This is a genomic window from Terriglobus roseus DSM 18391, from assembly GCF_000265425.1.
GTDB lineage: Bacteria > Acidobacteriota > Terriglobia > Terriglobales > Acidobacteriaceae > Terriglobus > Terriglobus roseus.
In genome coordinates this window covers 4,754,648-4,779,667 of record NC_018014.1, presented here as the reverse complement: position 1 = coordinate 4,779,667, position 25,020 = coordinate 4,754,648, and the positions used below count along the sequence as shown (strand labels likewise).

Sequence of the window (25,020 nt, the reverse complement as noted above, 5' to 3'; positions counted from 1 at the left end):
TACTTGCCCCGCTTGTAGGAGGTACCGATGGACCGGCGTGAATTCAGCCGAATGATGGCAATCGCAGGCGCGGGCAGCGCGTTGTTGCGCAAAACGGCGTGGTCGCAGACAGCGGCACCGGGCGTGAAGTTCTCCGTGATGCTCTGGATCATGGGCCGTAACTCCACCATGGAGCAGCGGCTTGAAACCATCGCCGCCGCCGGCTACCAAGGCGCCGAGATGGTCGACGAGTGGATGAAGTGGTCCACCGAAGACCGTAAGCGCATCGTCGCGAAGAAGAACGCACTCGGTCTGACCTTTGACGTCATGTTCCCAAGCCTGACCACACTCGTCGATCCGGAGCAGCGCACAAAGCTCAAGCAGGAGATCGCCGCCGCCATTCCCATCGCGCAGGAGATCGGTTGCCGGCAGTTCGCCATGAAGTCCGGCGCACGTATCGCAGGGCAGTCGCCGGAGCAGGGCCGCCAGTCCATCGCCGACGGCCTGAAGGTGGCCGCGGACGTCTGCCGTGACGCGAAGATCGAGGTGCTGCTGGAGCCCATCGACGTGCTGGAAGACAAGCGCCAGTTCGTCAACTCCGTCGTGGACGGTTTCGCCATCGTGCGTTCCGTGAACGATCCTGGCATCAAGGTTTTGTACGACTTCTACCATGAGCAGCGCGGCACCGGAAACCTGATCGACACGCTCGAAAAGAACGCGGACCTCGTAGGCCTGGTGCATATCGCGGACGTTCCGGGGCGACGTCGCCCGGGCACGGGCGAGATGAATTACGACAACATCTATCGCAAGCTGGCAGCGGTAAAGTACAACCGCTACATCGCCATGGAGTTCTACTTTCAAGGCGACGCTGTGGCAGAGTTGAAGGCCGCGAAGGCCGAAGCCCTCACCGCCATGCAATCCGCGTAAACTGACATCGACTTGCAATCGCCCACGCAGGGCATGACTTACGGAGAACCCATGAACCGCCGCGACTTTCACAAACTTTCGATGGGCGCTGCTGCCGCGTCGCTGCTGCCCAGCCTTCCCGCGTTCGCTGCGAACGCTCCTGCGACCGTCGCCGGCAATGGCGGCCACAAGTTCTCCGTCATGCTGTGGACGCTGCCTAAGGGCCTGTCCTTCGTGCAGCAACTGCAACTCGCATCGGACGCAGGCTTCACCGGCGTTGAGGTCGGCAACGAGTACGAGAAGTGGACGCCGGAAGAGTGGAAGACGAACCTGGCCAAGCAGCACGAGCTCGGTATCGCGGTGGACTCCGCCGTCCCCGGCCGCAATGCCCTGGCCGACAAGTCCAAGCGCCCTGCGCTGACTGAAGATTTGAAGAAGGCGATCCCCGGCGCCAAGCAGCTTGGCTGCAAGCAGTTCATCTACACGGCCTACACCCGCGTCCCGGGACAAACGCCGGAAGACCAGCGCGCCGCCATCGTGGACACACTGAAGTACGCGGCCGACATGCTCGAAAAGGACGACATCGAGATCGTCCTGGAGCCGATCGATCTACTCGAGTACAAGCTTGAAGCCGTGCCCAGCGTCTCCGAGGCCTTTGAGATCACACGCCTCGTCGGCAGCCCGCGCATCAAGGTGCTCTACGACTTCTTCCACGAGCAGAAGCAGACCGGCAACCTGATCGAAAAGCTCGAGAAGAACATCGACCAGGTAGGCCTGGTACACATCGCCGACGTCCCGGGCCGCCACCAGCCGGGCACCGGCGAGGTCAACTACAACAACATCTACCGCAAGCTGGCCGAACTGAAGTACGACCGCTACATCTGCATGGAGTTCATGTCGCAGGGCGACACCGTAACAACGCTGCGCAAGGCAAGGGAAGAAGCCATCGCCGCCATGAAGTTAGGGTAGACAGTCTCAACCAAATCAAAAGCCGTCCTCCTTGCAGGGAGGACGGCTTTTTCATGAGCGACAGGAAAGCGCCTAGCGACGTCTCTTCTTCGCCGCAGGCTTGGCCACCGCCGCCTTACCGCGGGAAGATGTCTTCCCACCGCGGGCTGACGCCCCGCGCGAACTGCCGCGGCTGTTTGCGGAGCGCGCGGATGCAGAGCGACCGCGACGACCTCGGCTCGGTCCCAGTCGCACCGGCTCCGCCACATAGATCTTGCGTCCCGCCGGCAGGTACGAGCTCGACAGGTGGTTCCAGTCGCGCAGGTTCTCCGTGGACACATTAAAGCGATCGGCTACGGTGACCAGTGTGTCGCCACGGCGCGGGGTGTACTGCAACGGATGTGCGCCACCGCCACCACTGCTGTTGGCAACTGGAATCACCAGGTCATCGCCCGTCTCGATCGTTGCGTCCGGCGGCAGATCGTTCGCCGCCAGCAGGTCCGAGGAACTCACGTGGAAGAGCTGCGCCACCTGGTCCAGCGTCTCGCCCGCGACAGCCTCGTGGAAGCGCCAGGAAACACGCTTCTCCTCCGGGATCGCGGCGATGCGCTCCGTGAAGTTATCCTTGGTGCCCTGCGGCAGATGCAGGTCATAGCCAATGTCGCGCGGCGTGCTCAGGCGCAGCAGCGCCGGGTTCAGGCTGACGATATTCGCCAGCGAGGTGCCGGTCACATCGGCGGCCAGGCGCAGATCCATGGAGTAGTCCACATGCACCGTGTCGAAGAGTACCGGCGCATCCGGATTCATCTTGTCCAGACCGTACTTCTCCGGGTTCTTCGCCATAATGATGGCGGCCAGGATCTGCGGCACATAGTTCTTCGTCTCGCGCGGCATGGCGTTGCGGCGGTAGAGCTGCCAGAAGTCGGCATAACCCGTGCGCTGTACGGCCTTCTGAATGTTGCCCGGACCCCAGTTGTACCCGGCCATCGCGAGATACCAGTCGCCAAACTGGTTGTAGAGACCCTTGATATATCGCGCGTACGCACGCGAACTCTTCTCCGGATCGAAGCGCTCGTCAAAGTAACCGTTGCGCGCCAGCCCGTAAGCGCCCGTCGGCATAAACTGCCACATGCCGCCCGCACCGCTGCTGGCATTCATCGCCTGCGGCTGGAAGCCCGATTCGGCAACCGCCAGGTAGATCAGATCCTGCGGCACGCCTTCCTGCTTCAGCACGGACTGGATCAGGTCCTTGTACTTGCCGGCGCGTTCCAGCGAACGCAGCATGTGCGCGTGGAAGGCGGGCGAGTTGGCGAACGCATTGATGTAGCCCGCGACTTCGTCGTTGATGACGAGCGGCAGGTCCGACGTGACGTTCAACGTGCTCTTAAGATTGGCCGTCAACTCCGGCGATGCGGCCGGGAAGGTCAGCTCGCCCACCGCGTCGATCGGTGCCTCTTCCGTCTTGGGGCTGAAGCCGTTGCCCTGCTTTAGCGCGTCCATCTCCAGCGCGCTTACGGCATCCACGGTGCGCTCAAACTCGTCGCTCAGCGTGCTGTCCGCCTTGATGTCGATGCCGCTGGTCAGCATCAGGTCCACGGCAAAGTCGAAGTCCAGCCGCGCCGCGTCCAGTTGCCCGTTGCGATAGTTGGTGACGCCGCTCCGATAGCTGCGGTCCACCTGTGCAATTAGGCTGGCCACCCGCGGGTTCGTCGAGGTCTGTTCCGCCGTCTGCACATTGTTCCCGCCCACGGTCTTGGGCAGCGCCGGCGCGGTGGCATTGGCGGGCGTCTTTGCGGCCACTGTGGGGGTACCAGCTTGCGGGCAGCCCGTCAGAAAAACGGTACAGGCACACGCGGCGGTGAGCAGGAGCGGGCGAACTGCGGTGGAGGCACGTCGGCCTGGCTTCATCGGCACAACCGTCATTGTATCGGCGCGCGATCCCGTTGGCATCTGATAGCGGTTTTGGCCTCACCCAAACGCAGCACCAGGCATCCCCAAATTGTCTCGCCTGTTGCACCGCGGGGCTATGTTGCTTCTGGCGAAATTGGCCGATGCTTCTGGTATCAGGAGGCCGCGAGCGTCTCCGCGAAAGTGAAGCTTCGTGCCATGCCCTCTTTTTTCGCCGGTGTTGTTTTCTTTGCGGTGCTGATCCTGCCCTGCGTCGTGGCCCTGCGGTCGAGAGACAGCGAAATCTACCGCCGGTAGCTCGCGGCACCCGCCGGGTGTCAGTTCGAGGGATAAGCCCGCGACTTCCAGGTCGCCGGCCGGCCCAGCAGCTTGCGACCCAGCGCCACCCACTGCAGCACCAGCAGCACCGCAACACCCACAGGATGCAGCAGCGCACTCAGCCAGCTCTGGCGGTAGCGCGCGGCATTGATCACCCGCGGCAGATAACTCAGCGCAACGGCGATCGCACTCCACCAAACCGGTGCCATGCCAATGCGAATCGGCGGTCCCAGGAATGGGATGATGAAAGGCGTCCGCTCCCATGCCATCCACAACAATGGCAGCGGCAACACCTGCCCCAGTCCCAGCAGCAACGTCATCGGCACGATGCGAACCGGAGCCGCCATGCCCTCGGTCGCGTTCTTGCTCAGGCCATTCCAGGTGGCAGCCGCGCTGGTGTACATGCGGCACTCGGCCAGTTCCGTCAGGTCGACCAGCCGCGTCGCATAGCCGTGCGAACGCAGCAGCTTCGGCAGCAGCAGGCCGTCGTGCATGGTGTGACGAATCGCCTCATGGCCGCCGCTCTTCGTGTACGCCTCCCGATCCACCAGCAGAAACTGCCCACAACCCGCAGCATAGGCGGGCTTGGTCGTGCGCCGCAGGGCACGCATCGGCAGCAGCCCCAGCAGCACAAAGTGGATCAACGGCAGCAGCAGCGCCTCAAGCCACGTACCGGTAATCTGCCGGGGAAAGCCGCTGAGCAACGCCGCGCGCTCCTGCACCATACTCGTCACGGTGCGAGCCAGCGCATCCGGATGCAGTCGCACATCGGCGTCCAGAAAGCACAGCAACGACGAAGTAGCAGCCTGTGCGCCCTGCCAGCAGGCGTGCTGCTTACCGTTCCACCCGTCCGGCAGCGTCACCGACTCGACCAGCCGCAGCCGCGCATCCTGCCTCGCCATGCCACGCACAATCTCCGCGGTGTCGTCGGTCGATGCATCGTTCACAACGACGACCTGCAGATCCACACCAGTCGACGCCAGCACGCTGCTCACACACGCTGCGATGCCCGCCGCCTCATTGCGCGCGGGGATGACGACCGTCACCGCCGGCAGCCGTTCGCCTGTCGCTGCGGCCGGCTCGCGATACTCACGCAGGTTCATCACCGTCATCACGGCGGGGATGGCAGCACACACAGCGGAAGCGATTGTCCATGCGAAGAGCATCAGTGGGGCTCCGTCGTGTGATCCGCGCCCGGCATTTCGAGTTCCCCACGCATGCGGGCACGCAGCCGCTGCCACAGGCTGGCGCCCTCCGAGTCCAGCAGTGTCTGGAAGATCGCCGGATCGCGGTCCATGGCTGCAACAGCTAATTCGTCCTGTGTGGTCTGTAAGTGTTCTTCCAGCAGCTGCGTCCAGGTTCGTGCGGTGTGCGTCGTCTCCATGCGATGCACGGGAATCGGTGTTCCTGCGGCAACAAGTGCCTCCGGCTTCACTCCGTTCCAGAACGTGTACTCCACTGCCAGCGGCAGCACCGTGATCGATGTCGTGTCATGGAAGCGATGCAACAGCGTTCCAAGGCCTGCCTTCAATGTCGTGGGGCGAAGTCGAACATCGCTGAAGCGGCCCTGTGCGGTAATCCAAAGTACGCCCCCTGCTGCCAGCACCGACTGGCTGCTGCGTAGAAACTGCGCTGCGCCACGCGCGGAACCCTGATCGACCGGAAACATACCCAGCTTGCCGAACATGGGATACCGCAGCAGCGATGCGGCGCTCATGGGGGCGTGGTGCATGCAATCGGGCAACAGCGTCCTTGCCAACGTGAGGCACAGAAGCGGATCCCACCACGAGGGGTGGTTCAGATAGACGATCAGCGGTCCCGTGCCGGCCTGAGCCAGACGCTCCGCATGCAGCATGCGGAGCGCACGAAAGCCTCCCCGAAGACGCCGCCGCGCAATCACCGCGAACGCCCGCACCAACGCAGGCGATGCGGGTCGAACGCCGGCCTGCTGCAACATTTGTCTGGACATTGGGACCATCACCGAGTCCGATGCTAGCAGCCACCCCATACGCAGGCTTCATAGGCCAGCGTCACGAACGATCTCAGGCTGTGCCGCATCACACTCATTGCATTTCAGGAGGCCAACGTGGCGAAGGGCGAAGAAGAGCTGCTCGAGATCGAAGGGCGCACCGTGCGCGTCTCCAACCCGCGCAAACCGTACTTCACGCGCGGCGTGCAGCTCTCAAAGATCGACATCGTGCGCTACTACCTCTCCGTCGCGCCCGGCGCGTTGAATGGCATCCGCGACCGCCCCATCGTGCTCAAGCGCTTCGTCGACGGCGCCGAGAAGGAGCCCTTCTACCAGAAGCGTGCCCCAGCCGATAAACCCGACTGGCTGCGGACCGCGACCCTCTCATTCCCATCCGGCCGCACGGCGGAAGAAGTCGTCGTGGACGATGCCGCGGGCCTCGCCTGGATCGTCAACCTCGGCTGCATCGAGCTGCATCCGCACCCCGTCCGCACCGGCGATCTCGACCACCCCAACGAACTGCGCGTCGATCTTGATCCGCAGCCCGGCATCGCCTGGGACGATGTGCGCTCCGTCGCCATGGAAGTGAAGGCCCTGCTCGACGAACTCGGCCTGGTCGGCTGGCCCAAGACCAGCGGCTCGCGCGGCATCCACATCAACGTCCGCATCCAGCCGCAATGGACCTTCACAGAGGTCCGCCGCGCCGCACTCGCACTGGCACGTGCGGTCGAACGCCGGTCGCCACTCGCCAGCAGCAAGTGGTGGAAGGAAGAGCGCCACGGCGTCTTCCTGGACTACAACCAGAACGCCAAGGACCGCACCACGTGTTCCGCCTACTCGGTGCGCCCACTGCCCGACGCGCGCGTGAGCACGCCGCTGCGTTGGGACGAGGTCATGTCCTGCGACCCCGCGGACTTCACCGTGCACACCGTGCCCGACCGCTTCGCAAAGATCGGCGACCCGCAGGCCGCAATGGACGACCACGCAGGCACGCTCGACGCGCTGCTGGAGATGGCCGCGCGCGATGAGGCCGAAGGCATCGGCGACGCACCCTGGCCGCCGCACTTCCGCAAGATGGAAGGCGAGCCCGCCCGCGTGCAACCCTCGAAAGCCCGCAGCGGCGCGAAGAAGAGTGCCGCCAAGAAAGCAGTCGCAGAGGGTGAGAGTTCCGAAGAAAGCCCCGCTCCAAAGAAGCGCGCAGCCGCCGGCCGCAGACAATCCACGATGCCGCTCATCGTCATCGCGCAGTCAGCCGACAAGGCCGCCGCAGAGGCCGGACTGGAGCGATGGAAGCAGCAGCACCCCGAAGCGGCTGCGCTGCTCGCGCCGGATGATGTGCTGGTCGATCGCATGCGCGGATCGGCCTACGTCTGGTACCGCATCCGGATCAACCTGCGAAACGTGCCGGAAGATCAGCGCCCCGCACAGGGCACGCCCGACCCGGACGACGACCCAACCCGCGCCTGGCGCGAAGCAAAGGAGCAGGCATGAAGCAATCGATTCGTACGACGGTGTTGCTGATCACCGGACTCAGTGCCTGCAGCGCACTCAGCGGCTGCGTGATGATGGGCTACTCCAGCAACGGCGGCTTCTTCATCTGGCCCGGCGGCATCGGCCTGCTGGTACTCCTCGGCATCCTCTGGCTGATCTTCAGCCGACGGTAGAACCAGATCTAGCCGTCATTTCGCTTTCGGAGGGGCATGGCTTTAGCCATGCCAACAGTGCATGAAATGAAAGTCGGCTTTAGCCGCTGAGGTTGAGCTTTTCTTAATCGGGAAAGATCGACGTCCCGTTCCGACGCGCGTTACCGGCTCAACCGCAAAGCAAACTGCGCCACACGAGGATCCGTAACCGTCGCCGTGATGCTTCCAAAGGCAGCCGTACCAAACGAACCATTCGGCTGCGCAAACCCCGGTGTATTCGTCACATCGAACAACTCCGCGCGAAACTCCAGGTCCGTCTTCTCGCCAAGCATCGTGTGCTTAATCAGCGAAAGATCGCCGTTGCGATAGGCCGGTCCACGCACCGGGTTACGCGACGCGGAACCGAACTGGAACTGAGGCGTCGTCGCAAACGCCGCCGTGTTGAAGAACCGAGCCTTGGTGCGCTGCTCCTTCGGCAACGATGGATTCGCAACCAGGTTCGGCCGCATCAGCGCCACACCGGCGAAGCTGTTCGTATTGGTGGCCTGCGTCACAGTCACGGGCATGCCGCTCTGCAACGTGATCACGGTATTCACCGTCCATCCCCCCAGCGCGACGGTTGCAAAACCGTGACCCGCAAACTTCGGCAACGCATACACCGCGGCCAGCGTCAGCACATTGGGCATATCGCCGTTGGAAGAGTCACGCTCCAGGTAAGGACGATAAGTATCTGCGGCAATTAACGAAGAGGAGTTAGGCGAGGACAACACCGTAGAAGAGAAGACCGACGAAGCATCATCAATCAGCTTCGAATGCGTATAACCAAACAAGACCGACAGGTTGTGCGACATGCGCTGCTCCACCTTCACTTCCATCGCGTTGTAGTTCGTCTGGCCGGTGTTGTTACGGTAGATCGACACATTCTGAAAACGCGGATACGGCTTCAGCAACTGGCCCGCAGCAATGGTTCGCGTACCCAGCGGACTCGACGCAGGCAGAATCCCGAAGTAAGGATTCGCAACCGTTGCCGTCAACGCAGATCCCTGCGCCAACTGTGCTCCAGTTAGCTGATTCAGGTTGCTGTCCGGAATACCCACGTGCACAATGTGCGATCCAACGTAAGCAACCTCGACGGAAAGATTGTTCGTAAGTGCACGCTGCACCGCCAAATTCCACTGCTGCACATAACCACTGCCAGCCTTGCGAGTTGCCGTGTAGACACTCTGTCCCAGGCCCGCATCCGGCGTATAAGCGATGGGCGAAACCGTCGGCCCATTCGACAGCTTGAACGGCGCGGAGTAACTGTCGGTCGTCTTCTGCTGCACGTTCTGGATAAATGGATACTGCGGCGTCGTGAACGGGGTAGTAATGCCGCTCTGATCGATAAAGACAATGCCAAAGCCTGCGCGAATCACCGTCTTCGTATCCGGTGAGTAAGCAAAGCCGAAGCGCGGCGCCACGTTGCCCCAGTGCAGTTCACGCGCGCTGCGCGAATTACCATTCACACCCAGGTAGTCAAGCTGCTGCGTCGCCAGGTTGAAGACCGCACCCTGGTTATGCGCCTCGGTCGAAGGCATATGCAGCGACCAACGCAAACCCGCATTGATCGTCAGGTTCGGCATCGCGCGCCAGTCATCCTGCACGAAGAACTCATGAATGTAATCGCGCGGACGAATGGTGCGCGCCTGCAGGTCAATGGAGAACGTATCCACCTGTCCCAGCAGAAAACTTGCAAGGGCATTGCCGCCCGTCGCTCCCGTCGTGCCCTGGATGTTGGTGCCCGTCGTTGTGAAGGCAAACGATCCCGTCGGATTCGGCGGCGCAATCGCATTCAACTCATAGCGGCGGCCATCGTAGCCGGCCTTCACGCTATGCGCCCCGCGCACCCACTGCAGCGTATCCACTACTTCGCCCACTGAAGTCTGGTACTGCGAGAAAGTACTTCCGCTCGACCCAAGTTGCGTAAGTCCTGTCAATGTAAACAGCGGCAAAGCATTGCTGAACGCAGCATTCGTCGGAATACCCGGAACGCCAAGCGAGTTGGAAGCCGTGTTGCCCAGCGCTGTGCCCGCCTGCGTATTTCCGCGCCGCGTATATCCCAGCCGGAAGTTATTCAGCAGCGCGTTGTTGAAGGTATGCGTCTCATTCAGCACCACCTGCTGTCCCGTAATGTGCGTCAGCCCCGTCACATTCCCCGCACCCAGTACCGATCCCGTGATCGCACCGGAACCATCCGGCAGCGGCGTCGCCGGTTGTTCGACCTCGTGGTAGTAGGTGTACCGTGCAAAGCCGCGGTCATGCTGTCCGCGTGCGCCATCCACGCGTACATCAAACTGCTGCTGATGGTCATCATCATTCGCTACGCGCGTGTAATTGTTCGCCGCACCCGCGGACGTGGGCAGGGGATAACGGGCCAGCAGCGCAACCGCCGCAGGATCCAGCGGCACATTAATCACATCGTTCGGAAACTCGGTACGAGTCAGACGCCCACCCACCGTGGTCGTCGTGTTCGGGTTATAGATGCGCGTGCCGGTGAAGATCCCCGCCCGCTGCGCTACCGTGGGCACAGTCGAGATGCGCGTCACACCAATGCGCTGCAGCACGCCCTGGTAATCGCCAAAGAAGAACAACCGGTCATGCAGGATGGGCGCGCCCAGCGTCGCGCCAAACAGGTTGCGACGATACATCGGCTTACGAGCGGTGGAATTCGCAAACCAGTTCCGCGCGTTCAGCGCCTCATTGCGGAAGTATTCAAAGACGCTGCCGTGGATCTGGTTGGAACCACTCCGCGTCGCCACATTCACCACACCGCCGTTGAAGCGGCCGTACTCCGCAGGCACATTGTTCGTCACAATGGTGAACTCGCTGATGCTGTCCAGGATCGGAAAGAACGCGACCTGCCCGGGCTCCGGCTGCAACGCACTAATGCCGTCGAACAGGTATTCGTTCGTGCGCGGACGTCCGCCATTGATGCGCGGCAGCAGCGTTCCCGGCGGCAGCGACACACCCGGCGCCAGCTGCGCCAGTTGAATGAAGTTGCGCGTGTTCAGCGGAATCGCCTGCACGGTACCGCTCGCGATCGTGGTGGCAATGTTCGATGTCTGCGACTGCAGCAGCGCAGCGTCTGCGCTCACGGTCACCGCATCGGAACCGGCTGCGGCCAGCGTCGCATCCAAGCCCACTGTTCCGCCCGTTGCAATGGTGATGCCGTTGCGATCGTACGAGGCGAAACCGGCGTGCTCCACATGCAGGTTGTAACTGCCCGAGACAAGCTGCGGAAAGTTATACAGGCCGTCGGCGCTGCTGGTCGAAGACTGCTGCACCGATGTAGCCGTCTGCGTCAACGTAACGCGTGCACCACCAACGGATGCGCCGGTACGGTCCACCACGCGACCGCGCAGTTCCCCGGCGATCTGTGCATGGGCTGCAGGCACGGTGCAGGCAACCAGGGCAAGTGCACACAGGCGCAGCCGGGTCGAACTCTCACGAAACGGCATGCTACGAATCTATGCGATTCGAACCGTATAGGAAAGTGCCTGGCGCGAAGCGGCCTTCGCCGATTTCATTGGATCAAGTCTGCCGCTAGCTGTCTTTGCGATACAGCATGTTCCGGATCGTCTCTCGCCGGGCCGCATCCATCTCACTCTTTTCGCGGCGTTCGTCTGCATCCATGCCGCTCTTCTTCGCGGCTTCGGCTGCGGCTTCCAGCTCTTCGGCGGTGCACTCCGGGCAGCGATTGGCAAAACCCGGTTTGTCGGGCCTTAGCTCGAACTCTTCGCCACACACGGCGCACGTCTTCTTAGGAAAAGGCATAGCCCCATGATAAAGCCGCGTGCCAAATGTATGTGCCATGCCGGCAGACGCAATCATGAAATTACGCATCCCACAGGTACGCACAGCGCGACGTGCAACCCTGGACCGGAACGGACATACGTGCACCGATCGCTGTCGCTCTTGCTTTGCCCTCTTCTCTCCATTGGCCTCGCCTCCGGCGAAACTATCCCCGCCCGACATCGGCAGGGATCCGTGCATGCCATGCTTCTGATCTACAACGAAGCCGGCAAGCTGGTCGGCGTGGCCGACGATACCAATGTCGCGCGTGGAAAAACCTGGGTCTCGCGCCTCACCATGCGCTTTCGTGACGGGTCGCTCGATGATGAAACCACCGTCTACACGCAAGGCAAGAATCTTCGTGTCGTCAGCGATCACCACATCCAGAAGGGACCGTCGTTCCCAAAACCGATTGACACCACCGTCAACGCAGCCAGTGGCAACGTCACCTGGCACGAGATGAAAGACGGCAAAGATGAGGTGAAGACCGACCACATGGACCTGCCACTCGATCTCGCCAACGGCCTGCTGCCGCTCGTTATCCAGAACTTCCCAAGCGGCGTCGACGAGGTGAAGGTCGGCTATGTCGCCAGCGCGCCAAAGCCACGACTCATCAAACTCGCTATCTCGCGCGACGGCCAGAGCGGCTTCACCATCGGTGGCGAACGCCGCAAGGCGGACACCTTCAAGGTCCACTTTGAACTCGGCGGCATCGTCGGCGTCATCGCCCCCATCATCGGCAAAGATCCGGGCGATCTGCACATCTGGGCCCTCGGCGGCGACGCACCCACTTTTATCCGCATGAACGGCGAACTCTACAACGGCGGCACGGTCTACGACGTAGAACTCTCCGGACCGTCCTGGGCGAAGAACACGCAGCCAACACTGCCTGCAAAGTAGGTCACCCGAAGCCGAACAGCTGTTTCTCATAACAAAACAGCTGTCCCTCACATCTCAGGATGTGTCGCCGGAACAGAAAATCTTCTTGCAGGCCACCGTCGCGCGGCTCAGTATGGACACACCCCCCTAACACCCTAGGTCTGTATGGGAGTCCGTACGATGGCAACCACCGCACTTCCTCGCGCAATCGGGCAGCGTAGCGGCGTCTTGTATCCGCATGCTCAGTGGTACTTCCTCGCAGCCATCGCCACCACGTGGCTTGGCTTCGCCCAGAGTTACTTCGCGGTCATCCGCACACAAGCCCTGCTTCACCACATCCACGGCGCGCTCATGGGCGGTTGGATTGCGCTTCTGATCGTGCAGCCCATCCTCTACCAGCGTGGAAAGCTGTATTGGCACCGCGTGCTGGGCCGTTGGGGTGCATTCCTGCTGGTACCGGCCATCGTCGTCGTGGGCTTCCTCATGATGCGCAGTATGCTCATCGCCTCAGCGATCCCGCCGTTCATGATCAATCATCTGGCGTTCCTTGATGTTGGCGCCCTTCTGCTGCTTCCCACCTACGTGGGTCTCGCCATCTACTACGGTCGCAACACAGACCTGCATGCGCGTTACATCGCATCCACCGTGCTGTTGATGATGCCGCCCGCCATCGTCCGCGCCATGCCCATTCTTCCTGTCTTCCGCAAGAGCATGCCGGCCGACGTCAACATGGCCATGGGCCTCATGAGTCTCATCCTCATCGTGCTGCTGCTGGACGACGCCCGCCGAGGCAAGGTGCGTGCGCCCTACATCGTCGCGCTCATCGCGAACACCGCACTCGGCATCGGTGCGAACTTCGCAAACGGCTGGGCCTGGTGGCACGCGTTTACGGCCTGGGTGGTGCGCCTCTAAAAGCGAAAGTGCGACGCCGTGTGACCACCGTCACCGCAACCAGCGTGTGTCGAACCGTACAACAAAGCCATGCAAGCGGAACCAGTGGCAAGGAATGTAGGACGGATCGACATGCTGCTGCGCTTCGCCCTGGCAGCGGTTCTCTTCAGCGCCAACGCCGTCCTCGGAGAAGGACAACGCTGGATCGCGGTCGCAGGCTTCCTGCCCATGATGACTGCGCTCTTCCGCTTCTGCCCGCTCTACGATCTGTTGGGCGTGCAGACCTGCGGTGCGGAGTTGCGCAAGTAGTTCTCCGCCTCACCATGGCTGCCAAGTCGACTGATTAGACTCGAAGCTATGAAGCTCTCGTTCGCCCTGTTGCTTTCGTTCCTTGCGGCTGGCGCGTGCCGTGTCCAGGCACAACCCGCATCGGCCCTCGCGCCACTCGTGACCAACCAGCGCGTCACGCACCCGGCCGCGGGCGCGACCAGCGAACACGGCGAACTCGGCGGCGTACCCTATCGCATCGAAATCCCTGCACACTGGAACGGCTCGCTCGTCGTCTTCTATCACGGCTATTCCTACGTCCCCTTCGGGCCAGAACTCGACAAGCCGCTCAGCAATCAGCAGACACCGGAGTATGACCGCGGCTACGCCATCGTGCAGTCCGCCTACTCGCGCACAGGCTGGGCCCTCGAACAGGCCTTGCCAGAGACCGACCGGCTTCGCGAATACTTCGTAAAGCATTACGGCAAGCCAAAGCAGACCTTCGTCACCGGCGGCAGCATGGGCGGCGCTCTCACCATGGTCACCTTGGAGCAGCGACCTGAGGTCTACGACGGCGCACTCGCACTCTGCGGACGTCTCGGACCGACTGACCCACCCATGCAGCAGCGCTTCGCCTTCCGCGCAGCCTTCGACTATTACTTCCCGGGCCTCATGCCGCCGCTGGTGCCCACACCCGCCGACTACATGGACACCGACGCGAATCGCGCGAAGGTCGCAGCCGCACTCAAGTCCGACCCCACCAAGGCGCGCAAGATCCGCAACCTGATGCATCTGCACAACGACGAAGACGTCGCGCACATGATCTCCTACATCGGCTTCATCATCGCGGACTACCAGCAGCGGGCCGGCGGCAATCCATTCGACAATCGCGACCTCATCTACAACGGCACAGACCCCGATGACTCCGCCAGCGACAACGACCTCAACGATCACGTAGCCCGCTACGCCGCCGACTCCAACGCGCACCAGTACCTCGTCCGCAACGTAACGCCAACGGGCAAAGTGCTGAAGCCGATGCTCGCGCTCACCACCACCTACGATCCGCTGATCCCCGCCGCAACCATCACAAGCTATCCGCAGATGATCGCAGCCGCAGGCTTCTCACAGAACTTCGTGCAGCAGTACGTCCACCGCGACGGACACTGCACCATGTCCGGCGAGGAGACAGGCCGAGCCTTCGATGAGCTAGTCGACTGGGTCAACCACGGCAAGCAGCCGAAGGCAGGCCTGCTGCCCTGAGGGCGCGAGACATTCGAAAAGGCTTGCCTTGCGAGACTAGAATGGCCCGCATGTTCAATCGTCGTGAATTCATGTTGCGCGGCGCGGGCGCCGGAGTTGCCGCGGCTGCGCTCCCAGGCTCGTCGTATGCAGATGCCGTTCCGCCACCAGCCGCATCGACACCCGTCACCGGCGCAATGCCCTGGAAGATCGACATCTACAGCAAGCACCTGCAGTTCCTGCGCGATCCTCATGAGGTTGCATTAGCCGCAAAGTCCATGGGATACGACGGCCTCGACATTACGGTCCGTCCGTATCCCGGTCACATCGATCCGGCCAGGGTAAAGCAGGATCTGCCGCCATTTGTGCAGGCCGTCCGCAGCAACGGGGTCGAGGTGCACATGGTGACAGCGCCCATCGCCGACGCCGACTCACCCCACGCGGAAGAGATCCTGGAGACGGCTGCATCGCTCGGCATTCATTCCTACTGGTGGGGATCATTCCAGTACGTCAAGGGCCAGCCCATCCTGCCGCAGCTTGAGGCCATGCGGCCACGCGTCGCAAAGCTCGCGCGCTTGAATGAGAAGTACGGCATGACTGCCATGTACCACTGCTTCGGCGGCGAACACACCGTCAACGACAAGGTTTTCGTCAGCGGCCCCATGTGGGACCTGCTCTATGTGCTGAAGGACCAGGACCCGCGCTTCGTGGGCATCCAGTGGGACAGCTGCCACATGACCAACGCCGGCGGCATGCGCACCTGGGAGCTGAACCTGCGCACAGCGGGACCATACATCCGTGGCGTCTCCTGGAAAGACTCGCTGCCAGAGAAAGCAGCAGACGGCCGCTGGCTGCCGCACTACCTGCCGCTCGGCCACGGCAACGTAGAGCTAACGCGAGCCAACGCCGTCCTGCGCGAGATCGGCTTCAACGGCCCCGTGGAAATCCAGCCCGAGCACATGAAGGGCGCCGCCGGCGACGGCAAGGACAAGCTTGTCGAATCCAGGGAATGGGTATCCGCGACCATGACCGAAGATCTCCGCACGCTGCGCGCAGCGATCGTGGAGAGCGAAACCTACAAGCTGTAGTGCCGTGGCGGCAAGGATGTTACGACGTCTCGCTGCGAACGTAGGACTGCCATGCCGCGCGCCAGCCCCGCCCTGGGTGACGCCGATCACTGCTCTCTCACCCCCACAGACCTAGAACAGGTGTGGAGGGATAGACCATGAAAAATGTGGGACCGATCGATGTAGTGGTGCGCTTGGTTCTCGCCGCGGCGTTCTTGAGCCTGTTCGTGTTGTTGCCAGGAAATCTGCGGTGGATTGGGTTGATCGGCTTCGTGCCACTGCTGACAGCAATCTTCCGATTCTGCCCTCTCTACAGTCTGCTGGGTCTGCAAACGCGCGGTGCAGGATTTCGGTAGAGCAAGAGATTCCTAAACAGGGCTCACATCGCAGCCACCGGCGGCGTGTCCTTCGCCTGCGCAACAAAGCGCGCCGTCGGGAACGCATCCGGATAGTTCTCGCGCACGAACTTCATCATCTCTTCGCGCACTATGCAACGCAGGTCAAAGCTCTCACTCGAATTGCGAGCGCTCATCAGGCAGCGAAGTTCCATGGTGTGCTCGCGCAGATCGGTCACCTGCAGTCCGCAGACGTTGCCATCCCACTGCCTGGTACTGCGTGCAATCTCCAGCAGCTTCTGCCGCAACGGCTCCACGGGAACGGAGTAGTCCAGATAAAGAAACGCCGTGCCCAGTATGTCCGATGAGTCCCGCGTCCAGTTGGTAAAGCTGTTCTCGATAAACCAGCTCAGCGGCACAATCAGCCGTCGCAGGTCCCAGATCTTAATGACGACATAGGCCGAGTTGATCTCCTCGACGCGGCCCCACTCTCCATTCACCACCACCACATCGTCGATGCGAATCGGCTGCGTCAGCGCGATCTGCATGCCCGCCAGAAAGTTCCCCACCGTGGACTTCGCCGCGCTTGCCAGGATCAGCGAAGCCAGCCCGGCAGACGCCAGCAGTCCCGTACCCGCGCGCCACAGCCGGTCGTCGTGAAAGGTGTAGGCGCACGCCGCCAGCGTAACCACGATGATGAATGCGACCACGATGCGGCGCAGCAACTGGAACTGCGTACGAAAGCGACGTGCATCCACGTTGTTTTCCGCATTGATGTCATACCGGCGATACAGCACACCCTGCAGGACATAGACCGCGCCCACGGCAAACCAGCCCATGGAGCAGACCATGACCAGCGCCAGCACTTCGCGAACGTTCTCCTGGATACGCTGCGCTGCGGGCACAAACGGCAGCACCAGGAACAGGCACGTGGTGATGAAGATGGCTCGCGACGGCTTGCCCAGGTGCCGCTGCAGACCCAGGCCCGGTGTGAAGCCACCCGGTTGCGAGGCGCTCTCCTGCCTGCGATGCACAACGCGAAACAGCACCCAGTGGATCGCATTCGAAAAAGCCAGCGCCGCGCACAGCAGAAAGAAGGGCACGAACCAGCCGTGCCAGACATTGAAAACTTGCATCCTGTACCCCGTTCAATCTTGGGATAAGCACTGGGATACGGTGCATTGCCCGCAAACGGATCGTTCCACCCACACTTATCTGGGTGGATTCTACGACGGCGCTGTACGCTCCCGGATGACGACAGCCCTTTGGCCACGCCGCCATCGCTGCAAAAGCGCCATGACAAGATCTCGCGACGCGTGCCGGCTCCGGAACGCGCCACTGGACAACAATTCACACGCAGGCGTACAAGATCTCCGCCGGTCGCCGATGCGGCCGCGCGGAGGTGAGTGCCATGGACAAAGTAAACGTCGGTGCTCTCGATATGTTCGTGCGTTTCCTCTTGGCAATGCTCCTCTTCACGCTCGCCACCTTCCTGCAGGGCGACTGGCGATGGCTGGCGCTGCTGGGCTTCGCACCCCTCTTCAGCGCGGTCTACCGCTTCTGCCCCCTCTACGCAGCACTCGGCTGGTCGACGTGTGATGAAACACGACGGGAAAAAGGCCTGCGCGCTACGCATTCGTAACCGCAACTTGCAGCGTCGGTCTGACGCCCCGCGAAGTAAGCCTCGCCGCCCAGGCTCGTTTACTAACCCATACCGTTCCTCAAGAACCAGAGCTGAAAGCAGCGTTCGCTCCTTGCGAATGTCTGCTCATTTCGTTCCAATGTTGGGCTGAAGTAAGTGGTCTCATTCGGAGCCAGGGTCCAAATCTCCTGCGCCTCGCGATACGGATCTGCGAAAAAAATAACTCAAGCGAATAATGTTGACGAGCAGTTAGGCAGGACGTAGTTTGCATTGCAGCCCGAACCAGCTGCTTCCCCGCGTTTTGTAGTTACTCCCGCAACGAATACTGGCCGCGTGGCGACTTATACCTTAAGGAGTGAGTATGGCACTGCAAACCACGGTCAGACCGCACGGGTCGCTCGTTCGCGGCATCGCACTTTCGCCCGCATCGCAACTCTTTGCAGGACCTTTCGGACGCATGTTTCGCGCCCTGCCACCTGCCGGATTCGGCAACAATGAGCATCACGCAATGCAGGCTCTGCACAAACTTGCTGAAGCCATGGTGTCGGCCCCTGACACGCCGAAGGACGCTGCCGACAACGAGGAGAGCGGTATCCCATCCGGCTACACTTACTTTGGTCAGTTTGTCGACCACGACCTTACCTTCGATCCTGCAAGTAGTCTGCAAAAGCAGAACGATCCGGATGCCTTGGTGGACTACCGTACACCGCGTTTTGACCTGGACAATATCTACGGTCGCGGCCCGGACGATCAGCCCTACATGTATTCGCATGACGGCATGACTCTGAAGCGAGGCCTGCCGCTCAAAGGTGGAGCAGGTAACCCGCACGCGACGGATCTTGTTCGGACCTCCGCCCCGGATAACAAGCCGGAGGAACATCGCGCGATCATCGGGGATCCTCGCAATGACGAGAACGTCATCGTCTCGCAACTGCAGGGCATCTTTCACCGTTTCCATAACAAAGTCATTGCGGACTTACAGGAAGACGGCGTCCCCGCAGAGAAGCGCTTCCAGTTAGCGCAGCAGATAGTGCGCTTTCACTATCAGTGGATCTTGGTGAATGACTTTCTGCCGCGCATCGTAAGCGACGGTCCACTGCAATCGGTTCTGCCACACCTGCAGAAGGGTACGAACGTCGTTACGGACAAGCCGGTGCTGGCGTATTACCACGCCAGGGAATTTGCATTTATGCCGCTGGAGTTTTCCGCTGCGGCCTATCGTTTCGGCCATTCGATGGTGCGACCCGGCTACCGCCTGAATGCCGAAACGTTGCTCCCGATCTTTAGTGACGATCCAGTCGCGAAACCCTCGCTTACAGGGTTCCGTAAGTTCCCGGACAACTGGGCAATTGATTGGAATAAGTTCCTGCCACTTGAATCGCGCTCCGCCGGATCGACAAATGAAAACGATCCCATGAACAAGCTTCGTATGCAGTTGGCCTACCGCATCGATACATCCCTCGCGGATCCGTTGAAAACACTGCCCGAGGTGGCGTTTGGGCGCCCCATCCCGTCTCTCGCAGAACGCAATCTGCTGCGCGGTTGGCGCATGAGGCTACCAAGTGGTCAGGATGTTGCGCGAGCCATGGGAATTGAACCACTCGCGGACAAGGAGATCCTGATCGGCAAATTTGACACGGGTGACGATGCAGATGTGAAGGGAGACATCGTGAGTGTTGCTGGCGCGGTCTTCGCCGATAACTGTCCGCTATGGACCTACGTGCTGGCCGAAACAGTGCCGGACCCAAAGGACACCCGCACTAGAAAACTCGGGCCAGTCGGCGGAAGGATCGTGGCAGAGACCTTCGTGGGCATACTGCTGGCCGACAACAGCTCTTACCTGTCGATGAATCCTTTATGGAAGCCCACAACCTACGCAGAGAATGGCGTATTCGGATTACGGGAACTTGTGAAGGTGGCGCTCAGTACAAAGTAGGAAACTATGGGTGTGGCACAACGTCGCGTGCCACACCCATGGCCTTAGCTACGAACCACCGTCCGCAGATGCAACTCGCGCAACTGCTGTTCCGTAGGCTCGCTCGGCGCCTGCACCATCATGTCCACGGCCTTGGCAGTCTTCGGGAACGCAATCACCTCACGCAGCGAAGTAGCCCCGGCCAGCAGCATCACAATGCGGTCCAGACCCAGCGCGATCCCACCATGCGGAGGCGTTCCGTATTCGAGAGCCTCCAGGAAGAACCCAAACCGCTCCTTGGCCTCTGCCTCATCCATGCCCAGCGAACGGAAGATCTCCTGCTGCACATCCTTCCGATGGATACGGATCGACCCCGACCCAAGCTCAAGACCGTTCAGCACCACGTCATACGCCAGCGCGCGCACAATGCCCTTGTCGTTGAACAGCGCGCCGCTCTTGATGTCGTCCTCATGCGGCGACGTAAACGGATGGTGCGCAGCGTCCCAGGTCTTCTTCTCCTCGTTGAACTCGTACATGGGGAAGTCTGTGACCCAAAGGAACTTGTAGTCCTCCGCGGTGCCCTTCTTCTCGAAGAGCTTATGCTTGTCGGCGTACTTCTTTGCCAGCTCCAGCCGCAGCGCGCCCACACGCTTCGGAATCCACTGGCGATCGAAGTTCCACATCGCCGGCGTGCCCAGCTTCGGCGTGATCACGATCGCAAGATCATCCGTCGTAAAGCTGTCGCCGTTGAACGCGATGGTCGTCGCATTCAGGTGGCTGCCGATCTCTTCGGCCAGCGGCATAAACGCTTCCGCAGTACGCAACCGGACCAGGTCGAGAATGTCCAGACCGCTCTCACCAAAGAACGTACGGATCTCGCTCAGCAGCGCCTTCCGTGCGGTGCCACTCAGTTCGCCAACCTTCGGGATCACGAAGCCATAGACCGGCAGATCGTGCTCAATCTTCAGAGTCGTGCGGATCTCCGGCGTCAGCGTAGCCGTCAGATCGGCCATGTGCGGCAGACGCATGTCCGGCTTGTCGATGCCGTACTTGCTGATGGCCTCGTCGTACGTCATCCGCAGAAACGGCGTCTGGATCGTTGTTCCCGCAGCAGCAAACGCAGCCACCAGGAAGCGCTCGGCCACGCCGAAAACCGTCTCCTGCGTCGGGAAGCTGATCTCCAGATCGATCTGCGTAAACTCCGGCTGGCGGTCGGCGCGCAGGTCTTCATCGCGGAAGCAGCGCGCAATCTGGAAGTAGCGATCGAACCCGCCGATCATCAGGATCTGCTTGAAGATCTGCGGCGACTGCGGCAGCGCATAGAACTCGCCGGGGTGAACGCGCGAAGGAACCAGGTAGTCACGTGCACCTTCAGGCGTCGACCGCGTCATGAACGGCGTCTCGATCTCCAGGAAGCCTTCGCTCGAAAGCTGGTTACGCACGGCCTGTGCGACCTTATGCCGCAGCAGGAAGTTCGCCTGCATCTCCGGCCGGCGCAGGTCCAGGTAGCGATACTGCAGCCGCAACTCTTCATTGCCAATCGCGTCTTCCGCCGGCGAGAACGGCGGTGTCTTCGCGTCGCTCAGCAGCAGCAGATCCGTGCAGACGACCTCGATATCGCCCGTCGGCATATTCGGGTTCTCAAGTCCCTCAAAGCGCGTGCGGACAGTACCGATGGCAGCCACCACAAACTCCGGCCGCGAAGCCTCGGCCTTCTCCAGCGCATGGCCCGAGCGTGACTTGTCCACAACGATCTGCGTAATGCCCGTGCGGTCGCGCAGGTCCAGAAAGATAAGGTCGCCGTGGTCGCGGCGGCGGTTGACCCACCCCATCAGGGTGACGGTCTGGCCGGCGTCGGCGGAACGAAGGTCGCCGCACATGTGCGTGCGCTGGTGCTGTCCAAGAAAGTCGAGTGTCACGATGTGTTCTATTTTACGGATTTTGGCTGGCAGGAAGTGGCGGAGGGCAGATTTTGGACCTTTCCGGCATCTGGGCGGTCTTCGCTGTAAGGTGATTCGAAGCATGAGACGCCCACAGCGAACTTCAGCAAGAGCCCTGGCACTCATCGCGATCTCCATCGCATCGGGCTCAGCCGCTGCCCGCGCCCAGTCCACCGAGATGAATCCGACGCGCCCCACCGTCGCCAACAGCGCCGCCATCCAGGGCAAAGGAACCGTCCAGGTGGAGACAGGCTACGACGCCTACCCCGGCGCCATGCAGACCGTCGACACCGCCTTCTACTACGCCCCGCTCGACCGCCTGCGCCTCGACTTCATCTGGTCCGCCTTCTCGCACGAGGTCAACGACGACGGCACCACCACCAACGGCGTCAGCACCATTCAACTCGGCGGCAAAGTGGCCCTCAAAAAAGAGGGCTACCACCGCTGGGCGCCCGGCATCGCCGTGCAGTACGAAGCAGAACTGCCCACGGCCTCAAAGCACGACCTGCAGGGCTACGGGCAACAGGCAATCCTTCTGCTCAACCACCACTACGGCAAAAACGGCGCGCTCGACATCATGATCAACGGCTCCATCGTGCAGGAGGGCTGCCGCGACACCACCGGATGCCACTACGGCGGCCAGCAATCCCTCGCCGTCAGCTACCACATCACCAGGTCCACACGGCTCTACGGCGAAGTCTTCGGGCAGAACAACGAACAGTCCAACACACCGCCCGGCACCTACGTCTTCGCAGGCTTCTACCACCCGTTCAACAGTTCCTTCGGCATCGACGGAGGCACCCGCTTCGGCGTAAGCCCAGGCTCAAGCTCCTTCGGCACAACCGTCGGCCTCGTCTTCGGAAAACACGTCCACGGCAGTGACACGCGCCCCGCTGAAGGGTCACGCCCACGCTGATTAAACTTCGCGGAGTGGAGCTATAGATCTTTAGGCTGCAAACCGGTCTGCTTCGCGATCCTTGCGAGCATCTTAGGGCCGATCTCCTCGCCATCATGAAAGGCCCATGTAAATGGCGGGAAACCGGACCTCAGAAGTTGAAGATGAGATCCCACCGCAGGACGCGGCCCCTCGGCCCAGCCGATGGATTTCAACGCGCGCAGTACCCGCTTTGCCTTGGAACTAGGCCAGATACTCACGCGGCTGCAAAACCAACGTGATCCGTCGTAGACTGCTCTCGTTCCAGCTGATCTGCAGTAACGCGCAACGCAAGCGCCTGAACCCTTGATTCAGCCTCAGCCTTAGTCGCTCCATAGACCATCACGCCGGGTAGCGAGTGGATCTCGGCGATCCAGCGGCCGTCGTCTTCCTGCTCGAACTCGATCTCGTAGTCCATGCGAAAAAGTATAGCTTCGCTCGAACAAGGCGGGCTGAGGCTTTTTACGAACTTCTTATGCCCATTTCCCTATGCTTGCGAGTGTCCGCTGCAATTCGAGCGGAGGAGGCGAACACCGCATGTCGATCCTCGATCGTGTCGTCGGTTCCGCGCTGGCTACCGCCGATGAGCACGATCAGCGCATCTCCGCCAAGAAGGGCGTCGCGATTTTCGGCCTCGACGCCCTCAGCTCGGCCGCCTACGGCCCGGAAGCCGCACTCACACTGCTCCTTCCGCTCGGCGTCATGGGCAGTGTCTATCTCGGCCCCATCACGCTCGTAGTCATCCTTCTGCTGGCAGTGGTCTTCTTCTCCTACCGGCAGACCATCGATGCCTACCCCGGCGGCGGTGGCTCCTACACCGTAGCGGGCAGCAACCTCGGCTCAGGCTTTGGTCTGCTGGCAGGCGCCGCGCTCATGATCGACTACATCCTCAACGTCGCCGTCGGCATTGCAGCCGGAGTAGGCGCAATCGTCTCCGCAGTCCCGTCGCTACAGCCGCACATGGTCGCGCTCTGCATCGGCATCCTGCTGCTCATCGCTTTCCTCAACCTGCGCGGCGTTAAGGACACGGGAGCAGCCTTCGTCGTCCCCACCTACGTCTTCGTCGCCTCACTCTTTGCGCTCATCGTTCTGGGAGCATGGAAGGTTCTCATCTCCGGCGGCCACCCCGTGCCCGTCGTGGCACCGCCCGTGCCCGTCGCCGCCACACTCGCAGTCCCCGGCCTCTGGCTGCTGCTCAAGGCCTTCGCCAGCGGCTGCACCGCCATGACCGGTGTCGAAGCCGTCAGCAACGGCGTCGGCGCCTTTCAACAGCCCGTGACCGCCCGCGCCAAGCACTCCCTCACCATGATCATCGGCATCCTCATGGCGCTGCTGGCAGGCCTCGCATTCCTCGTCGCCGGCTACCACGTCACCGCCACCGACCCCGCCGGCCCGCACTACCAAAGCGTCCTCTCAATCCTCCTCGCAGCCGTCGCCGGCCGAGGCATCTTCTACTACGTCGCCATGTGCAGCATCGCGCTGGTGCTCTGCCTCTCTGCCAACACCTCCTACGCAGACTTCCCGCGCCTCTGCCGCGTCATCGCCCTCGACCGCTTCCTGCCGACCGTCTTCAGCGTCCGCGGACGCCGCCTCGTCTACACCCACGGCGTCGTAGCCCTCACCATCTTTGCCGGCCTCCTCCTGGTCGGCTTCCGCGGCGTCACAGACCGGCTCATCCCGCTCTTCGCCGTGGGAGCCTTCCTCGCCTTCACCCTGTCCCAGGCAGGAATGGTCGTGCACTGGCGCAGGCTCAATCGCCCCGGCCTCGCCCTGGTCAACGGCGTAGGAGCCGTCGCCACCGGCATCACCGTATGCATCGTCATGGTGGCCAAGTTCGTTGACGGCGCGTGGATCATCCTGCTGCTGGTGCCCACGCTCTGCGGCCTCATGGTCGCCATCCGCCACCACTATCACCGCATCTCCACCGCCATCTTCACCACCGCACCACTCACCGTCCGCTCCAAGGCCGACCCCATCGTCGTCCTCCCCATCGAACGCTGGACCCGCGTCTCTCGCAAGGCACTCGCCTTCGCCATGCGCATCTCCGACGACGTCCGAGTCGTCCACGTCGCCGGCACGGGCGCGCACAGCATGTTGCAATCCCAATGGGAAGAGATGGTCGAAACCCCGGCGCATCGGGCCGGCGTACATCCGCCGACGCTCACCGTCGTACCCTCGCCCTACCGCTTCGTCCTTCTGCCCATCCTGCACTTCGTCCGGCAGATTGAGCAGCAACACCCGCAGGGCCTCATCGCCGTCATGGTGCCAGAGCTGGTCGAACGCCGCTGGTATCACCACATCCTGCATAACCAGCGAGCCGCCATGCTCAAAGCGCTGCTCTTCCTGCGCGGCACCAAGCGCATGATGGTCATCAACGTCCCTTGGTATGTCGAATAACGCGCGTCGAGT

General features: G+C 61.8%; 24 protein-coding genes. 15 read left to right on the top strand and 9 right to left on the bottom strand.

Features of this window, described 5'->3' with window-relative positions:
- Positions 1–27 precede the first annotated feature (27 nt).
- Both TERRO_RS19795 and TERRO_RS19790 read left to right on the top strand, forming a co-directional pair.
- Positions 28–906: a TIM barrel protein gene (locus TERRO_RS19795; RefSeq protein ID WP_014787492.1), complete on the top strand. Its 879-nt coding sequence runs from the start codon at positions 28–30 to the stop codon at positions 904–906.
- A 51-nt stretch (positions 907–957) separates the two neighbouring features.
- Entirely contained in the window at positions 958–1,854 is an 897-nt protein-coding gene (locus TERRO_RS19790) for a TIM barrel protein (protein WP_014787491.1), read from the top strand.
- Positions 1,855–1,926: 72 nt separating this feature from the next.
- Here TERRO_RS19790 and TERRO_RS19785 read toward each other — a convergent pair whose 3' ends face one another.
- The gene (locus tag TERRO_RS19785; RefSeq protein ID WP_157178700.1) at positions 1,927–3,741 is read right to left on the bottom strand and encodes a lytic transglycosylase domain-containing protein; all 1,815 of its coding nucleotides are present in this window, start codon (positions 3,739–3,741) and stop codon (positions 1,927–1,929) included.
- A 54-nt stretch (positions 3,742–3,795) separates the two neighbouring features.
- Here TERRO_RS19785 and TERRO_RS23535 point away from each other — a divergent pair, with 54 nt between their 5' ends.
- Positions 3,796–4,038, top strand: coding sequence for a hypothetical protein (locus TERRO_RS23535; protein ID WP_157178458.1), 243 nt, complete (start codon positions 3,796–3,798; stop codon positions 4,036–4,038).
- A gap of 20 nt (positions 4,039–4,058) precedes the next feature.
- Here the strand turns inward: TERRO_RS23535 and TERRO_RS19780 are convergent, their stop codons facing one another.
- Together TERRO_RS19780 and TERRO_RS19775 are read right to left on the bottom strand one after the other, a co-directional pair.
- A complete protein-coding gene (locus TERRO_RS19780) occupies positions 4,059–5,225 on the bottom strand; it encodes a glycosyltransferase family 2 protein (protein ID WP_014787489.1) in 1,167 nt (388 codons plus the stop codon).
- A complete protein-coding gene (locus TERRO_RS19775) occupies positions 5,225–6,028 on the bottom strand; it encodes a lysophospholipid acyltransferase family protein (RefSeq protein ID WP_157178457.1) in 804 nt (267 codons plus the stop codon). Before TERRO_RS19775 ends, TERRO_RS19780 begins: the two co-directional genes overlap by 1 nt.
- Positions 6,029–6,145: 117 nt before the next feature.
- Here TERRO_RS19775 and TERRO_RS19770 point away from each other — a divergent pair, with 117 nt between their 5' ends.
- The gene (locus TERRO_RS19770; protein WP_014787487.1) at positions 6,146–7,519 is read left to right on the top strand and encodes a DNA polymerase domain-containing protein; all 1,374 of its coding nucleotides are present in this window, start codon (positions 6,146–6,148) and stop codon (positions 7,517–7,519) included.
- Complete coding sequence (locus TERRO_RS23325) at positions 7,516–7,692, top strand: hypothetical protein (protein WP_014787486.1); 177 nt, start codon at positions 7,516–7,518, stop codon at positions 7,690–7,692. The genes TERRO_RS19770 and TERRO_RS23325 overlap by 4 nt, the downstream gene beginning before the upstream one ends.
- A 140-nt stretch (positions 7,693–7,832) precedes the next feature.
- On the opposite strand, the gene TERRO_RS19765 is transcribed toward TERRO_RS23325, so the two are convergent.
- Both TERRO_RS19765 and TERRO_RS19760 read right to left on the bottom strand, forming a co-directional pair.
- Entirely contained in the window at positions 7,833–11,168 is a 3,336-nt protein-coding gene (locus TERRO_RS19765; protein WP_014787485.1) for a TonB-dependent receptor, read from the bottom strand.
- An 85-nt stretch (positions 11,169–11,253) separates the two neighbouring features.
- Positions 11,254–11,484 carry a hypothetical protein gene (locus TERRO_RS19760; RefSeq protein ID WP_014787484.1) on the bottom strand — a complete coding sequence of 77 codons (231 nt, stop codon included), beginning with the start codon at positions 11,482–11,484 and terminating at the stop codon, positions 11,254–11,256.
- Positions 11,485–11,706: 222 nt separating this feature from the next.
- Between TERRO_RS19760 and TERRO_RS19755 the strand changes: the two genes are divergently transcribed.
- From TERRO_RS19755 to TERRO_RS19730, 6 genes are all read left to right on the top strand, one after another.
- On the top strand, positions 11,707–12,402 hold the full coding sequence (locus tag TERRO_RS19755) for a hypothetical protein (RefSeq protein WP_052313407.1): 696 nt from the start codon (positions 11,707–11,709) through the stop codon (positions 12,400–12,402).
- 159 nt (positions 12,403–12,561) lie between these two features.
- Positions 12,562–13,293, top strand: a complete 732-nt coding sequence (locus TERRO_RS22455; RefSeq protein WP_014787482.1) for a hypothetical protein — start codon at positions 12,562–12,564, stop codon at positions 13,291–13,293.
- A 69-nt stretch (positions 13,294–13,362) separates the two neighbouring features.
- Positions 13,363–13,581, top strand: coding sequence for a YgaP family membrane protein (locus tag TERRO_RS22870; protein ID WP_014787481.1), 219 nt, complete (start codon positions 13,363–13,365; stop codon positions 13,579–13,581).
- Positions 13,582–13,629: 48 nt separating this feature from the next.
- The gene (locus tag TERRO_RS19740) at positions 13,630–14,799 is read left to right on the top strand and encodes a DUF6351 family protein (protein ID WP_014787480.1); all 1,170 of its coding nucleotides are present in this window, start codon (positions 13,630–13,632) and stop codon (positions 14,797–14,799) included.
- 50 nt (positions 14,800–14,849) lie between these two features.
- A complete protein-coding gene (locus tag TERRO_RS19735; protein ID WP_157178456.1) occupies positions 14,850–15,866 on the top strand; it encodes a sugar phosphate isomerase/epimerase family protein in 1,017 nt (338 codons plus the stop codon).
- Between the two features lie 137 nt (positions 15,867–16,003).
- Positions 16,004–16,201: a YgaP family membrane protein gene (locus TERRO_RS19730; RefSeq protein ID WP_014787478.1), complete on the top strand. Its 198-nt coding sequence runs from the start codon at positions 16,004–16,006 to the stop codon at positions 16,199–16,201.
- A gap of 23 nt (positions 16,202–16,224) precedes the next feature.
- On the opposite strand, the gene TERRO_RS19725 is transcribed toward TERRO_RS19730, so the two are convergent.
- Positions 16,225–17,316: a mechanosensitive ion channel family protein gene (locus TERRO_RS19725; RefSeq protein ID WP_014787477.1), complete on the bottom strand. Its 1,092-nt coding sequence runs from the start codon at positions 17,314–17,316 to the stop codon at positions 16,225–16,227.
- 275 nt (positions 17,317–17,591) lie between these two features.
- On the opposite strand from TERRO_RS19725, the gene TERRO_RS19720 reads away from it, so the two are divergent.
- Together TERRO_RS19720 and TERRO_RS19715 are read left to right on the top strand one after the other, a co-directional pair.
- The gene (locus tag TERRO_RS19720; RefSeq protein WP_014787476.1) at positions 17,592–17,822 is read left to right on the top strand and encodes a YgaP family membrane protein; all 231 of its coding nucleotides are present in this window, start codon (positions 17,592–17,594) and stop codon (positions 17,820–17,822) included.
- Between the two features lie 361 nt (positions 17,823–18,183).
- Complete coding sequence (locus tag TERRO_RS19715; protein ID WP_014787475.1) at positions 18,184–19,758, top strand: peroxidase family protein; 1,575 nt, start codon at positions 18,184–18,186, stop codon at positions 19,756–19,758.
- 44 nt (positions 19,759–19,802) lie between these two features.
- Here the strand turns inward: TERRO_RS19715 and aspS are convergent, their stop codons facing one another.
- The gene (aspS, locus tag TERRO_RS19710; RefSeq protein WP_041593574.1) at positions 19,803–21,617 is read right to left on the bottom strand and encodes an aspartate--tRNA ligase; all 1,815 of its coding nucleotides are present in this window, start codon (positions 21,615–21,617) and stop codon (positions 19,803–19,805) included.
- 142 nt (positions 21,618–21,759) lie between these two features.
- Between aspS and TERRO_RS19705 the strand changes: the two genes are divergently transcribed.
- Positions 21,760–22,593, top strand: coding sequence for a hypothetical protein (locus TERRO_RS19705; RefSeq protein WP_014787473.1), 834 nt, complete (start codon positions 21,760–21,762; stop codon positions 22,591–22,593).
- Between the two features lie 20 nt (positions 22,594–22,613).
- Here TERRO_RS19705 and TERRO_RS23850 read toward each other — a convergent pair whose 3' ends face one another.
- Entirely contained in the window at positions 22,614–22,832 is a 219-nt protein-coding gene (locus TERRO_RS23850) for a type II toxin-antitoxin system HicA family toxin (protein ID WP_157178455.1), read from the bottom strand.
- A complete protein-coding gene (locus TERRO_RS19700; protein WP_014787471.1) occupies positions 22,829–23,029 on the bottom strand; it encodes a type II toxin-antitoxin system HicB family antitoxin in 201 nt (66 codons plus the stop codon). The genes TERRO_RS23850 and TERRO_RS19700 overlap by 4 nt, the downstream gene beginning before the upstream one ends.
- 119 nt (positions 23,030–23,148) lie before the next feature.
- On the opposite strand from TERRO_RS19700, the gene TERRO_RS19695 reads away from it, so the two are divergent.
- Positions 23,149–25,008, top strand: coding sequence for an APC family permease (locus TERRO_RS19695; protein WP_014787470.1), 1,860 nt, complete (start codon positions 23,149–23,151; stop codon positions 25,006–25,008).
- Positions 25,009–25,020 lie beyond the last annotated feature (12 nt).

Bases quoted from the DNA above. Each gene is read 5' to 3' on its own strand.
- TERRO_RS19795 (WP_014787492.1), top strand. From the start codon at position 28: ATGGACCGGCGTGAATTCAGCCGAATGATGGCAATCGCAGGCGCGGGC.
- TERRO_RS19790 (WP_014787491.1), top strand. From the start codon at position 958: ATGAACCGCCGCGACTTTCACAAACTTTCGATGGGCGCTGCTGCCGCG.
- TERRO_RS19785 (WP_157178700.1), bottom strand. From the start codon at position 3,741: ATGAAGCCAGGCCGACGTGCCTCCACCGCAGTTCGCCCGCTCCTGCTC.
- TERRO_RS19780 (WP_014787489.1), bottom strand. From the start codon at position 5,225: ATGCTCTTCGCATGGACAATCGCTTCCGCTGTGTGTGCTGCCATCCCC.
- TERRO_RS19775 (WP_157178457.1), bottom strand. From the start codon at position 6,028: ATGTCCAGACAAATGTTGCAGCAGGCCGGCGTTCGACCCGCATCGCCT.
- TERRO_RS23325 (WP_014787486.1), top strand. From the start codon at position 7,516: ATGAAGCAATCGATTCGTACGACGGTGTTGCTGATCACCGGACTCAGT.
- TERRO_RS19765 (WP_014787485.1), bottom strand. From the start codon at position 11,168: ATGCCGTTTCGTGAGAGTTCGACCCGGCTGCGCCTGTGTGCACTTGCC.
- TERRO_RS19760 (WP_014787484.1), bottom strand. From the start codon at position 11,484: ATGCCTTTTCCTAAGAAGACGTGCGCCGTGTGTGGCGAAGAGTTCGAG.
- TERRO_RS19755 (WP_052313407.1), top strand. From the start codon at position 11,707: ATGCTTCTGATCTACAACGAAGCCGGCAAGCTGGTCGGCGTGGCCGAC.
- TERRO_RS22455 (WP_014787482.1), top strand. From the start codon at position 12,562: ATGGCAACCACCGCACTTCCTCGCGCAATCGGGCAGCGTAGCGGCGTC.
- TERRO_RS22870 (WP_014787481.1), top strand. From the start codon at position 13,363: ATGCAAGCGGAACCAGTGGCAAGGAATGTAGGACGGATCGACATGCTG.
- TERRO_RS19740 (WP_014787480.1), top strand. From the start codon at position 13,630: ATGAAGCTCTCGTTCGCCCTGTTGCTTTCGTTCCTTGCGGCTGGCGCG.
- TERRO_RS19735 (WP_157178456.1), top strand. From the start codon at position 14,850: ATGTTCAATCGTCGTGAATTCATGTTGCGCGGCGCGGGCGCCGGAGTT.
- TERRO_RS19730 (WP_014787478.1), top strand. From the start codon at position 16,004: ATGAAAAATGTGGGACCGATCGATGTAGTGGTGCGCTTGGTTCTCGCC.
- TERRO_RS19725 (WP_014787477.1), bottom strand. From the start codon at position 17,316: ATGCAAGTTTTCAATGTCTGGCACGGCTGGTTCGTGCCCTTCTTTCTG.
- TERRO_RS19720 (WP_014787476.1), top strand. From the start codon at position 17,592: ATGGACAAAGTAAACGTCGGTGCTCTCGATATGTTCGTGCGTTTCCTC.
- TERRO_RS19715 (WP_014787475.1), top strand. From the start codon at position 18,184: ATGGCACTGCAAACCACGGTCAGACCGCACGGGTCGCTCGTTCGCGGC.
- aspS (WP_041593574.1), bottom strand. From the start codon at position 21,617: ATGTGCGGCGACCTTCGTTCCGCCGACGCCGGCCAGACCGTCACCCTG.
- TERRO_RS19705 (WP_014787473.1), top strand. From the start codon at position 21,760: ATGAGACGCCCACAGCGAACTTCAGCAAGAGCCCTGGCACTCATCGCG.
- TERRO_RS19700 (WP_014787471.1), bottom strand. From the start codon at position 23,029: ATGGACTACGAGATCGAGTTCGAGCAGGAAGACGACGGCCGCTGGATC.
- TERRO_RS19695 (WP_014787470.1), top strand. From the start codon at position 23,149: ATGTCGATCCTCGATCGTGTCGTCGGTTCCGCGCTGGCTACCGCCGAT.